The 13,486-nt window shown below is 44.7% G+C and carries 10 protein-coding genes; 7 read left to right on the forward strand and 3 right to left on the reverse strand.

From position 1 onward, the window contains the following. Positions 1–16: 16 nt before the first annotated feature. A complete protein-coding gene (locus tag OSCIL6407_RS31165) occupies positions 17–3,919 on the reverse strand; it encodes a response regulator (RefSeq protein ID WP_019487770.1) in 3,903 nt (1,300 codons plus the stop codon). Positions 3,920–4,149: 230 nt separating this feature from the next. On the opposite strand from OSCIL6407_RS31165, the gene OSCIL6407_RS0124105 reads away from it, so the two are divergent. The 6 genes from OSCIL6407_RS0124105 to OSCIL6407_RS0124130 all read left to right on the forward strand — a co-directional run bounded on the left by OSCIL6407_RS0124105 (position 4,150) and on the right by OSCIL6407_RS0124130 (position 10,811). Then, positions 4,150–5,352, forward strand: a complete 1,203-nt coding sequence (locus OSCIL6407_RS0124105; protein WP_007356077.1) for a BMP family ABC transporter substrate-binding protein — start codon at positions 4,150–4,152, stop codon at positions 5,350–5,352. Between the two features lie 129 nt (positions 5,353–5,481). After that, positions 5,482–6,561, forward strand: coding sequence for an ABC transporter permease (locus tag OSCIL6407_RS0124110; RefSeq protein WP_007356076.1), 1,080 nt, complete (start codon positions 5,482–5,484; stop codon positions 6,559–6,561). A gap of 135 nt (positions 6,562–6,696) precedes the next feature. Then, the gene (locus tag OSCIL6407_RS0124115) at positions 6,697–7,626 is read left to right on the forward strand and encodes an ABC transporter permease (RefSeq protein ID WP_007356075.1); all 930 of its coding nucleotides are present in this window, start codon (positions 6,697–6,699) and stop codon (positions 7,624–7,626) included. 57 nt (positions 7,627–7,683) lie between these two features. Next, complete coding sequence (gene biuH, locus OSCIL6407_RS0124120) at positions 7,684–8,367, forward strand: biuret amidohydrolase (RefSeq protein WP_007356074.1); 684 nt, start codon at positions 7,684–7,686, stop codon at positions 8,365–8,367. A 42-nt stretch (positions 8,368–8,409) separates the two neighbouring features. Then, positions 8,410–9,969, forward strand: coding sequence for an ABC transporter ATP-binding protein (locus OSCIL6407_RS0124125; RefSeq protein WP_007356073.1), 1,560 nt, complete (start codon positions 8,410–8,412; stop codon positions 9,967–9,969). Between the two features lie 173 nt (positions 9,970–10,142). Continuing rightward, the gene (locus OSCIL6407_RS0124130; protein ID WP_007356072.1) at positions 10,143–10,811 is read left to right on the forward strand and encodes a cysteine hydrolase family protein; all 669 of its coding nucleotides are present in this window, start codon (positions 10,143–10,145) and stop codon (positions 10,809–10,811) included. A 201-nt stretch (positions 10,812–11,012) separates the two neighbouring features. On the opposite strand, the gene OSCIL6407_RS0124135 is transcribed toward OSCIL6407_RS0124130, so the two are convergent. Then, complete coding sequence (locus OSCIL6407_RS0124135) at positions 11,013–11,402, reverse strand: allophanate hydrolase-related protein (RefSeq protein WP_007356071.1); 390 nt, start codon at positions 11,400–11,402, stop codon at positions 11,013–11,015. A gap of 468 nt (positions 11,403–11,870) precedes the next feature. On the opposite strand from OSCIL6407_RS0124135, the gene OSCIL6407_RS0124140 reads away from it, so the two are divergent. Beyond that, complete coding sequence (locus tag OSCIL6407_RS0124140; RefSeq protein ID WP_007356070.1) at positions 11,871–12,224, forward strand: DUF6464 family protein; 354 nt, start codon at positions 11,871–11,873, stop codon at positions 12,222–12,224. Between the two features lie 82 nt (positions 12,225–12,306). On the opposite strand, the gene fmt is transcribed toward OSCIL6407_RS0124140, so the two are convergent. Further along, the gene (gene fmt / locus OSCIL6407_RS0124145; RefSeq protein WP_007356069.1) at positions 12,307–13,329 is read right to left on the reverse strand and encodes a methionyl-tRNA formyltransferase; all 1,023 of its coding nucleotides are present in this window, start codon (positions 13,327–13,329) and stop codon (positions 12,307–12,309) included. Positions 13,330–13,486 lie beyond the last annotated feature (157 nt).

A 13,486-nucleotide genomic window follows, 5' to 3' on the forward strand; every position in this document is an offset into this window, starting at 1 on the left:
TTAAAGGTAATTGAAACTACTCGGCTAGAAGAGTGGTAATGAAATCTCGGACGCGATCGAGGTGACTTTTCAACTCGCTCGAAAGTTCGTTTGCTCCTACAAGGGATTGCGATCGCCCCAGTTGTTCCAGTTGAGCCGCGACATCTAAGAGCGATCGCGCCCCCAAATTAGCTGAAGCACCTTTAATCCTATGCGATCGCTGCTCGACAGCAAGAAAATCATTAGCCGCGATCGCTCTCTCTAAATCAGCCAAGTCTGTCTCAGAAGTCTTGAGAAACGCCTCTAAAAGCCGCCTTTGCAAATCCGCCTTCCCTAGAGAGAATTTTTGCAACTGGCCGATGTCTATGGGAGAGGGTGGAGGAGATAGGGAGGATGGGGAGGATGGGGAAGGTAGGGAGGATGGGGAAGGTAGGGAGGATTTAACTTCCCCCTCTCCCCCACTCTCCCCCCCTCTCCCCCCATCTTCCCCCTCTCCCCCCACTCTCCCCCCGCTCAAGAGCTCCCCCGCTCCCCCGCTCAAGAGCTCCCCCGCTCCCCCGCTCCACTGCTCTAAGATCCTTTCTAACTCTTTGAGGTCAACGGGTTTGCTGAGATAGTCATCCATACCGGCGGCTAGACATTTATCTCGATCTTGTGGTAAGGCATGAGCTGTTAGCGCGATCACTACGGTGTGGCGATCGCTATTTGCTGCTTCCCGCCGCCGTAACTCCTGCGTCGCCTCATAGCCGTCCAATACTGGCATTTGACCATCCATTAACACAATATCGTAGTTTTTCTCCGCCAACAATCTCAGAGCTTCCTGACCGTTATCAGCACACTCAGCTTCATAGCCCAAAACTTCTAACTGAGCAAGAATAACTTGTCGGTTAACGGGGTGATCTTCTGCTACTAAAATTGTTACTTGGTTATCGTCTGTTGCTGGTTTCGTTTGTGTTACTAACCGTTTTTCAGCGATCCATAAAAGCCGATCGAATAGCTGGGAAGGTCTAACAGGTTTGAGGATAAAATCGCAGCAGTCTTTGCGGAATATTTGTCGGAGACGCTGGGCAAATCTGTCTGCGATCGCAGAATCTCGCTGTTGCAGAGAAGTCATCAATAAAAACTTGGTTTGGGCAAACTCTGGGTGAGAGCGAATGACTTCAACTAACAAATTTTCTCCCTGTTCTACTAACTGTAAATCCAGCAAAACCGCATCGTAAGGTCTTTTCTGCTGACCCGATTTTCGCAAAGTAGCCAAAAGCCTTGCACAGTCTGCCGCTGCATCCGATCGCATCCCCCAGGTGTGAGCCAAATATTGCAGGACTTGGCGAGTTCTAGGAGGGGCCGTTCCTAATAGCAACCGGCGGCCAGTTAGAGCCAAAGAAACAGCGGGAGAAATCATATTAGTCTGTTTGCTTAGCTCTACTGTAAACCAGAAAGTTGAGCCTTTACCCACCTCGCTTTCTACCCCAATTTCTCCTCCCATCCGTTCAGTCAACTGCTTGCAAATTGCTAATCCCAAACCAGTACCTCCGTACTCGCGAGTGGTAGAAGCGTCTACTTGAGAAAAGGATTGAAATAGTTTTTTCTGAGCTTCTGGGGAAATACCAATGCCGGTATCTGTCACTGCAAAACGGAGGAAAACTGAGGTCGAAGTTCGATCGCGCAGAGCGACTTGCACCATGACTTCGCCTTCTTCTGTAAACTTAATCGCATTGGCGACTAAATTTAATAGGATTTGGCGTAAACGGCTCGGATCGCCTCTGAGCGATCGCGGCACGGCACTATAAATTAAAATTGCTAATTCCAGTCTTTTAATTTCTGCCTGAGCTGCTAGTAACTCGACGACTTCTTCAATGCAGGAGTTTAAGTCAAAGTCGATCTCTTCTAGCTGCATCTTTCCCGCTTCCAGCTTTGAGAAGTCGAGTATATCGTTAATGACGCTGAGTAGATGATGGGCGCTACTGCGGATGATTTCGGCACACTCGCGCTGTTTGGGTGCAAGATTTGTTTCTAACAATAATTGAGCCATTCCCAATACACCGTTCATCGGTGTACGGATTTCGTGGCTCATATTAGCAAGGAAATGAGACTTAAGTTTGGCCGTTGCGATCGCCGCTTCTCTAGCTTCCACGAGTTCGCCGATTTGGTGAGTGACGACGACAACACCACCGATTTCGCCGCTAGTATTATACCAGGGATGAATTGCCCAACGCAGGTAAACTTTGATGCCATCTTCCCATTCCCAGACATCTTCTGGACAGGAGGCGATCTCTCCTTGCAGTGAAGAATTTAACTGTTTGCGCCAGCGTTCGGGCATATTTGGAAGCAAATCGTACTGGCACATCCCGATCGCGGACTGAACTGGCAGGCAGTTATCCGCCATCCATTTCTCGCTGTGAGCGAGATAGCGCATTTCCGTGTCGAACATTGCCATTGCTACGGGGGTGCAAGAGATAATCTGTTGTAGTTGTTGGCGTTCTTTTTCTAGCTCAACTTCGCGCAACTTGCGATCGCTAATATCCATCGTCAAGCCATCCCAGAGAATATCCCCATTTTCTTGCCTTTCGGGTCGAGACGAGGCCCAAATCCACTTCAACTTGCCAGAAGGCGTGTTAATTCGATATTCCTGCGTCCAGGGTGTCAAATTTTCAGCAGAGAGGGCGATCGAGTCCAATACCCTTTGGCTATCTTCTGGGTGTATCATCTCAATCACCAGCGCCGCATTCTGCTGAATTTCTTCTGATTCGATCTCGTAGATTTCGCGAGCACCACAACTGGTGAAGGGAAAGGAGATCGATCCCTCTGCTGAAATGCAAAACTGGTAAATCATTCCCGGCACATTGGCGGCCAATTTTTGAAAGCGTTCTTCACTACGTCGCAGAGCCCACTCAGCTTGGCGGCGTTCGACTATTTCCTGCTGCATCAGTTCGTTGAGCTTTGTGAGGGCGGCTGTGCGCTCTTCCACCATCAATTCCAGGTGTTTTTTGTATTGCCGCAATTCCGCTTCTGTTCGGAGGTGTGCGGTGATATCGCGCCCTTCAATGATGATCGGATTAAATTCCCCTGTCTGGTCAAATGCAGGTTTGAAGGAAGCATCGAGGGTAACGATCGTTCCGTCTATACAAGGTATGTCAAATTCTGTGCGAATCAGTTCGCCCCTAGCCGCCGCCGCGATCGCATTTTGCAAGCGCTTTTGAGTCGGGTTTTGAGTCGGATTTTCTAAAGTTTTAAGTTTGGCAACGGAGATGTCTATTTCTCTATGTTCCCTCTCTTCCCTTCCTTCTTCCTTCTTCCTTCTTCCTTCTTCCTTCTCTTCCTTCTCCCCAGTCCACCAAGGCGTTTCCCAGAATGGTTTACCAATGACACCAACGCGGGTAATGCCCCCAAAATCCAAGGCTGTTTGGTTGACTTCCAAGAGTGTACCGTCTGGGGCGACGAGGGCAATCAGTTGAAAAGCTTGGTCAAAGATCGCTCGAAAGCGCTGTTCGCTTGCTTTTAGGGCTGCTTCTGTGGCTTGGCGATCGCGAATTTCGGCTTCTAGTTCGGCATAACTTGGCATCGCTAAAGCTTTGGGAAGCGTCGCGACTGCTAGTAATGCTGTTAATATCGAGATGGTAGCCGCGATCGCTTTGGCAAACGCTGATATCCAATAGCTAGAATGCCACAGCGTCCACAAGTCAGTAATGCTAACAGTTCCCCAGCTAGCGATCGCGGCTGCAAATAACCAGAAAATTACCCGAAATCGCAGATCCCGGCGCTTGTGGAGGAAATACACCAGCATCCCCAGAATTGAGTAACAACCGGCAGCTATTGCTAAGTCTAAGCCTGCGTGCAACCATACTAACTCTGGCTGCCAAAGATAAAAGTCTTTGTGTGAAATAAATGAGCTAGACGCAATTAATTTGCTGTCTATAAGTTTTGTCCAGATTTCCAGCATCACTACTACTTTTAAAAACGACAGGTTCTCTACATTAATGCCACTTAAACCCACTTCTTGATACTCAACAAGATAGATTTTGGTAGAAATGAAAAAAGCTACCAGTTTTTAGAGTTTTCAACATATACATTAATTGTATCAATAGTTACAAACAAATTATAGTGAAGCTGCTTTAATCTTATTTCATTATTTACATAAAATTCAAAAAATTGCGGAGAAAAGTAGCAGCAGTGAGCAATAAACGTTCTTTAACCTTAAGTCGTCGTCAGGTAGTGCGCGGTTTGTTGTCCGCAGGGGCTTTTGGAGTTACTTTGCGTCTGGGAACAGGATGCACGCCAACTACTGTACCCCAACAAAGCCAAAGTCCTACAGGGCAATCGCCATCTACGGGCACAGGGGCCAAAGTAGTGACAATGGGCTTTATCTACGTTGGTGCTAAAGATGATTATGGCTGGAATCAGGCTCACGCGCAAGGGAAAGAAGGAGTTTCCAAACTCTCTGGGGTGAAAACAGTCGAAGAGGCCAGCGTTCCTGAAACAAATGCCTCTGAAGAAACCATGCTCAATATGATTAATCAGGACGGAGTAACTGTCCTATTTCCTACTTCTTTTGGTTATTTCGATCCCCATATTATCAAAGTAGCAAAAGAGAATCCTACCATTCAATTTTTCCACGCAGGAGGGCTTTACGATTCAAGCAAACACCCAAACAATATAGGTAGCTATTATGGCTATATCGACGAAGCCCAATATGTAGCTGGAATTGTAGCAGCTCATAGTTCTAAGAGCGGGAAATTAGGGTTTGTGGCAGCTAAACCAATTCCCCAAGTAGTGCGAAATATTAACAGTTATACTCTGGGTGCCCGGAGCATTAAACCCGACATTACAACCCAAGTAATTTTTACAGGTGATTGGTCTTTACCTGTGAAAGAAGCTGAAGCGACTAATAGTATGGTCGATCAAGGAACTGACGTTATTACTTGTCACGTAGACAGCCCCAAAGTGGTAATGGAAACTGCGGAAAAACGGGGTATTTTCTGTACAGGATACCACACGAATCAAGCAGCTTTAGCTCCTAAAGGATATCTGACTGGTGCTGAGTGGGATTGGGCTAAAATTTACTCAGAATATGCCGAGATGCTTTTAGCGGGCAAAAACCTGATGGATGGCGGAATTTCTCACTTGGTACGTGGTGGTTTGAAGGAAGGTTTTTGTAAGTTATCGCCCTATGGTGCGGCGGTGAGCGAACAAGCAAAAAAGGACGCTGACGCGGCACAGGCTAAGCTATTAGATGGCACTTTAGTAATTTATAAGGGGGAATTAAAGGATAATACGGGGAAAATTGTAATTCCTGCTGGCAAGGACTTCAAACAGCAAGATCCAGAACTAGAAAAGATGACTTGGTTGGTGGAAGGCGTGTTGGGAAGTACCTAAAGAATTAAAGAGTAAAAATTAAAAATTAAACATGGGAGGAATGAAAGAATTAAAAATTAAAAACTAAACATGGGAGGAAGGTAGGTTGGGTAGGGAAAATGAAAAATTAATAAATTACCAATTAAGCCTATGACTACTCAAGTTGTATCTGGAAATCCATCCTCAATAAACTGGCGTTCGCTACTAGAAACAGTGACTATTCCCATAGCTGCTTTAGTGGTTTCGCTATTATTATTCGGGATATTTTGTGCCGCAGCAGGTGCTAATCCGTTAGCAGTATATGGCTCGATTTATAAAGCAGCTTTTGGGAGTTGGTTTTCTTTCCAAAATAGCCTAATTCGGGCTGCGCCTTTGATGTTAAGTTCACTCTGTACAGTCTTACCTGCTCGGTTGGGCTTAGTGATTATTGGTAATGAGGGAGCGATCGTCATGGGGGGACTCGGCGCGATCGCCACTGGTTTAGCTTTAAACAGCGCACCGCCAACTGTTGTGCAGTTAGGAATGGCGATCGCAGGCATTATTAGCGGTGGTTTGTGGATCGCCTTAGCCGGGGCGCTGCGGTATTACCGAGGTGTAAATGAAACCATTAGCAGCTTGTTGCTCAATTATATCGCGATCGCGCTTTTGAATCATTTAGTCGGCGGCCCGATGCGCGATCCCAGTTCCCTGAACAAACCTTCTAGCTATCCCCTCGCTGATGTCAATATGCTGGGAACTTTGCCGGGAACGCGAGTTCACTACGGCTTGATTTTTGGGCTAATTGTTTGCGCGATCGCTTATGTCTTGATTCAGCGAACTACCTTTGGTTTTGCTGTTCGCACCGCAGGTGGTAACGTTCGAGCAGCACGAATGGCCGGATTACCAGTAGGTAAATTAACATTAATCATCTGTTTTCTGGGAGGTGCTTGTGCAGGTTTAGCCGGGATGGTAGAAGTTGCAGCCGTACACGGCAAGGCGAATGAATCCCTAAATGCAAGTTACGGTTACAGCGGCATTTTAGTTGCATTTATTGCCCGACAAAATCCTTTAGCTGCCGTGCTAATTTCAATTTTGTTAGGTGGAATTTTAGCAAGTGGGGGAATTTTGCAGCGATCGCACAACCTCCCAGATGCCACAGTTTTAGTTTTCCAAGGGTTGGTTTTCTTGGTGATTCTTTTCAGTGAATCGCTTTATGGAAAATTACCATTTTTCAAGCAACAAGACAGATAAACGAAAAATAACGTAGGGTGGGTGATCCTCTGCCAGAAACCGGGTTTCTTCATAGATATCGAGTTACAATCGCAGATTTTTCTAAGAAACCCGGTTTCTTTCAACTAACGACTAACAACTAATAACTAAGCACTTATGGCAACAGAAACTTTAGGTTGGTGGGGAGTTCCGATCGCGATCGCAGCAGGAACACTGCGAGGAAGCGCACCCTTTCTATTCGTTAGTCTCGGCGAATGTCTGACCGAAAAAAGTGGCAAAATCAACCTCGGTTTAGAAGGCACTTTATTAATGGGTGCGATGAGTGCCTACGCCATATCCTATCTAACTCAATCACCTTGGTTAGGCGTTTTAGCAGCAGGAATTTCTGGGATGGTATTAGGAGCAATTCACGCTTGGCTATCCCAACGTCCCAAAGTTAACGATGTAGCAGTTGGCATTGCCATGATTATCTTCGGAAGCGGTTTAGCTTTCTTTTTTGGCAAGCCTTTTATCCAACCAGTTGCACCCCAATTACCCACCATTGAATTAGGCGCTTGGATTAATCAGCCAGCAATTCAATCAGCTTTAAAAATTAGCCCTTTATTTATCATCGGCGTTGCCATAGCACCAGCAATGCAGTGGTTTTTTAAATCCACGCGCTGGGGGTTGTTTATCCGTGCCGTTGGTGACAATCCTGCTGCTGCTAGAGCGATGGGAATTCCAGTAAAATTGGTGCGGACAGCCTGCATTATCTTCGGGAGTTTCCTAGCAGGAATTGGCGGAGCTTACCTATCTCTTTATTACCCTGGAAGTTGGACAGAAAGGATTTCGAGCGGTCAAGGATTAATGGCTGTTGCCTTAGTGATTTTTGCCCGTTGGAATCCCGTGCAATGTTTATATGCAGCTTTATTATTTGGAGGAGCGCAAGCAATCGGGCCAGCTTTGCAATCAGTAGGAGTAGATTCTTACTACTACTTGTTTAATGCCTTACCTTACATCTTAACCCTAGCAGTAATGGTGATTACCTGTTCGCCAACTCGGACAGCAATTGGTGCTCCCGGTGCTTTAGGAACTGACAATGATTAAAGGTTAATGATTAAAGGTTAGTGATGTTCGCTCGCAAACTACAATCTCAAATTTTTTATGGGACGTTTTGTTGAATCTGACCCCTATCCATATCCATTTAACGGTGATTTGCGTCCACAAAATACAGTGCTGCTAATTATTGATATGCAGATAGATTTCTGCGGAGTTGGCGGTTATGTAGATAAAATGGGTTATGATTTGTCGCTGACACGCGCACCAATTCAGCCAATAAAAAAGGTATTAGAAATAGTACGAAATCTCGGCTTTCACGTCATCCACACCCGCGAAGGACATCGACCAGATTTATCAGACTTACCAGAAAATAAACAGTGGCGAAGTCGTAGAATTGGTGCAGGAATTGGCGACTCTGGCCCCTGCGGGAAAATTTTAATTCGCGGTGAAACTGGATGGGAAATTATTCCTGAACTTGCTCCTTTACCGGGAGAATCAGTAATTGATAAACCCGGAAAAGGTTCTTTTTACGCGACAGATTTAGATATGTTGCTAAGGCGTAAAGGCATCCAAAATATTATTCTGGCAGGAATAACAACTGATGTTTGCGTCCACACCACAATGCGGGATGCGAATGATAGAGGTTACGAATGTTTGCTACTTTCTGACTGCACCGGTGCAACAGATTATGGCAATCATCTAGCCGCACTCAAGATGATTAAAATGCAAGGCGGCGTTTTTGGTGCTGTCGCTGATTCGGAAGCATTAATTAGCGCCATTAAAGAGTAGTTATTTCACAAACCACTTTCTTTTAATTCAAGGAGCAAAACCATGCTAGAAATTCCCAATCCAGAAATCATCACTCCCAGCTCAAAACTCCCTCAGCCACCCGATATCGAATTGGTGAACATCACCAAGCGATTTGGTTCTCTTTTAGCACTTGATAACGTTTCAACACGCCTGAAACCAGGAACTTTTCACGCTTTACTAGGTGAAAATGGAGCGGGTAAAAGTACGCTAGTGAAGTGTATCATGGGCTTCTACAATGCTGACAGTGGAGAGATTATAATTGATGGACAACCGCGCACTATTAACAGTCCTTACGATGCTTATCAATACAGTATCGGCATGGTTTATCAGCATTTTACTCTCATTCCCTCAATGACAGTAGCAGAAAATTTAGTGCTGACGCGGCCAGATACTCCTAACGTGATTAACTGGAAAGCTGAATATGAACAATTAGAAGCATTTCTACAAACTGCACCATTTAAAGTTGATTTGTACAAACCAGCAAATCAACTTGCAGCCGGAGAAAAGCAAAAGGTAGAAATCCTGAAACAAATCTACCTCAAAAATCGGTTTCTCATCCTCGATGAACCCACATCTGTACTCACGCCAGATGAAGCTGATGAAGTTTTAGGCTTACTCAAACAAGAAGTGAGTGCGGGACGTTTAAGCGTGTTACTTATTACCCATAAATTCCGAGAAGTAACATCATTTGCCGATGAAGTTACAGTTTTGCGAAGGGGAAAATTTGCAGGTAGTGGGTCAGTTAAAGACTTATCTACTTCCGAAATGGCTAAGATGATGTTGGGTGAGGAACGCAACGCTATTCAAATAGAAAAACTAGCCGAACTTCCGGGAGAACCTGTCATCAAAATTGAAGATATTTGTGCCAATGGTGACAACGGACTGGCGGCGGTAAAATCTGTAAATCTGACAGTTAGGAGGGGAGAAATTGTCGGGATTGCCGGGGTTTCTGGCAATGGTCAGCGAGAATTAGTAGAGGTGTTAGCAGGACAGAGAATTCCGACATCTGGACTATTAATGGTGAATGGAGAAGTTTATAAAGCAACTCGTCCAGAAATAGTCAAACATCGGGTTTTCTGCTTACCAGAGGAACCACTACGAAATGCTTGCGTTCCCCAGATGAGTGTTGGCGAAAATATGGCTTTGCGAAAGTTCGATCGTGCGCCAATGGCTAAAGGCAATTTGTTTCTAATTTTGAAGGAAATTCGACTAGCTGCAATGGCTTTAATTGAGAAGTTTTCGGTGAAAACTCCCTCAGTAGATACGCCAATTAGTCATCTTTCTGGTGGTAATGTACAACGAGCTGTGCTAGCAAGAGAGTTGTCAAATCATAACATTAATCTGTTAATTGCTGCTAATCCCTGTTTCGGGTTAGATTTTGCGGCGGTTGACTATATTCACTCCCAGTTAGTTGAGGCCAGAAATGAGGGTGTGGGTGTACTATTAGTGAGTGAAGATTTGGATGAGTTATTGAAATTAGCTGACAGAATTGTGGTGATGTCTGGCGGTAAGCTGGTTTATGAAAGTCTGATTGCAGATGTCGATATTCACGAAATAGGTCACTATATGGCTGGACATTAATCTTGTATTTGCCCTCAATGCTTAAGTAGGGTGGGCGCTCGCCGCAAACAGCCTGTAACTTATAGCAGAAGATAGTTGTCGGCGAGCGCCCACCTTACAATTCATTAATATAATGTTGGGTTTCGCTGTCGCTACACCCAACCTACTTGAGAATTAAAATTAGAGGTGAAAAAATGATTTCTATCCCAGCTAAACCCTATGACTATGAATTGCCAAATCTAAACAGCGTTGCCTTAATTGTCATTGATATGCAGCGAGACTTTCTAGAACCAGGAGGTTTTGGAGAAATATTAGGAAATGATGTCTCACTCCTGCAATCAATTGTGCCTACAGTTAAGCAATTATTAGAGGAATTTCGCAAATTCAACCTCCCCATTTTTCATACTATAGAAGGCCATAATAGCGATTTATCTGATTGTCCCATCTCTAAAATTAAACGGGGAAAAGGTAAGTTAACTATTGGAGATGTCGGCCCAATGGGTCGCATCCTCGTATTAGGTGAAGCCGGAAATGGTATTATACCAGAGTTAGCGCCGCTACCGGGCGAAATTGCGCTTTCAAAACCAGGTAAAGGTGCTTTTTCTCGCACTAAATTAGAATCGATGTTGCAGGAAAAAGGCATTACTCACCTGATTTTTGCGGGGGTGACAACAGAGGTTTGCGTGCAAACAACTATGCGCGAAGCTAATGACAGAGGATATGAATGTCTGTTAATAGAAGATGCTACTGCTAGTTATTTTCCTGAGTTCAAACAAGCTACTTTAGAGATGATTCGCGCCCAAGGTGGTATCATTGGCTGGACGACAACGGCGACGCAATTATTTAAAGCATTGAATCATTAAAATTTAACGCAAGTTTTACGTAAGGCCGCCCTTTCGGTAGTAAATATATCACCCAGAGGGCGGCGTTATAAACATAGATAGGACTTACGCATAGAGTCCCAGAAACCGGGTTTTTGAGAGAATCTGTGGGTCAAAACGAAGTATTTTCGTCAAAAAACCCGGTTTATGAGGTTGGGTGCGTAAGTCCTGAAACAATTACAATTATGCGTAAGTCTTATTTACATAACGCCGCCATCCGCCCCATTCTGTAATCTCGCGCTGTCCCTCACATAAGATAGCTTCGCCTAAAATTCCTAGAACCTCTTCACCGTCAGCTAAACGTACCTTACCTACGCATAATCCAGCGGGTTCTTTTAATAATATTTCGCTGATACCATCAGCAGGTATAGCCCAAACTTCAACTGCGATCGCAACTCCCCCATCTGCAACTCGCAGCATAGCTGGATAACGGTCTTTAATTGACCATAACCGATAACTGGGTTCCGTTACAGTCTCTCGCACAAAGCTACCGCCAACTGCTAACAAGTTATGGTTTAACTCTAGACCTCGCATCAAAGTACCATTAACGGCAAGATATACAGTTTGGATCATTTCAACAACAGGTATTTCCGTATAAGTAATCTAAGCGATCGCCCCTATTATAGGATAAAGCGTTCAAATCTCTATTATTTTTATTTCCGATTATCAAAAATATACTAATGGCTAATGGCTAATGGCTAATGGCTAATGGCTAATTAAAAACGATTGACTGTCGAGCAATTGCTAATTAAAAGTATAATTTATAGGACTTACGCAGGTCGTCCCAGAAACCGGGTTTTTGAGAGAATCTGTGCGTCGGGACGAAGTATTTTCGTCAAAAAACCCGGTTTATGAGGTTGGGTGCGTAAGTCCTGATTTCCTCAATTGAAAACTGATAAAAGAGATATTTTGTGACCCCAAATGAATCCCATAATGAATGCAAATGAAAGCAACATCATCTATATTGTTCTACCTCGATCTGCGGTAAAATATCTTTATCGCTTTGACCTGTAGTCAGCAATAGATAGAACATATAGGCAGATGGAACAAGAAACTTTACCGACAGAGGTTATACTTACCCACCCGCGCCAATCTCTGGGAAGTGTCCAGCTTGATTGGACACCGCAACCGGGAAATTATCTCGATTTAAAAGGTCAGACTTATGCTGTTTTAGAACGCCGTCACCGCTATCAATTGCGATCGGGGCGCTATCGCTTGCAGAAAATTGACTTGTACGTGCAGTCTGCACAACGGCCTACAGAGAAGAGTTTTGTCGAGGGGCACTGGGTTATAGGCGATGCCAGTTGTCGCTATAGTGCGCGATCGGAGATCATTCGCTGTGCGGTTAATCCAGAGGGGCCATGCGATCGCTGCCGCTTCTACGAAAAATCATGAGTTGCGCGATCGCTTGGGCGATGTCTCAGAATATGGAGGCGATCGCGTCTCCTCTCATTCTTAAGTTGCTTCATCATCTTCACTAATTATTTACTTTATCTTCATTCTTTATACCAAAAACCTCCCCCACAGCCAAGCGAGTACCATTAGCAAAATCCCATCCAGACTGAACTTTTTTCCCCGCTAACTGCACCTCGCGCAACAACAATAAACCCTCGCCAGTTTGCACGATTGGCCCCAAATTTTTGACAACTTTTACAACTTCTCCACACTTACCAGAAAGCTCAGATAAACTTGACCAATCTTGCTCTAAACGCCGCAAATCTGGCGGTAATTTTAACCAGTATTCAGAACCCAGGGGTGCAGTAGCGCTAATTTTTGCCGAATTGCCGCGAAAACTGGTAACACAGTCGGGGAAAAATCCTCTAATCTGATTGTGAAGTGCGATCGCACTCTGCGACCAATCGAGTACATAATCGGGATTTTTAATCAGCGGCGCATAAGTTGCCTCTGACGCATCTTGAGGAATCGCTTTCACTTCATCTTTCCCTAACTTTAACACAGTTTCTACTAATAAATCAGCTCCCAATTCTGATAACCTTTCCGCCAATGTTGCAGCATTATCTAAAAGAGTAATCCCTGCAAAAGCTTTCAATAGCATTGCCCCAGTATCCATACCAGCATCCATTAGCATTGTAGTAATACCAGTTTCCTTTTCGCCGTGATATAGACACCATTGAATCGGTGCCGCCCCCCGATATTTTGGCAAGATTGAGCCGTGAGCGTTGATACAGCCTAACTGAGGCATATCCAAAATTTCTTGAGAAAGGATCTGACCGTAAGCTACCACTATAAATAGATCGGCTTCTGTTTGTTTTAGTAAAGATAGTGTCTCAGTATCTTTTTTAATTCGTTGGGGTTGCCAGACTGGAAGATTGTGAGCAACAGCAGTTATTTTAACAGGGGAAGGTATTAATTGATTGCCACGCCCTCGGCGCTTATCTGGCTGAGTAACAACCGCAACCACCTCAAAGTCTGGATGATTTAGTAAATTTTCTAAACTAGGAACTGCAAACTGGGGAGTACCAAAAAAGACAATTTTCATGATAGGGGCTAGGGGAAGAAGGGGCTAGGGGCTAGGGAAGAAGGGAAAGAAGGGAAAGAGAATAAAACTAAGAGCTTCGTCGCGATCGCGCTTGCCGAACGGCGCGATCGATTTAAAATGCCCTAATGGTCTTGGCGGTTGCTATACTTTTACTATC

It is taken from the genome of Kamptonema formosum PCC 6407 (genome assembly GCF_000332155.1).
GTDB lineage: Bacteria > Cyanobacteriota > Cyanobacteriia > Cyanobacteriales > Microcoleaceae > Kamptonema > Kamptonema formosum.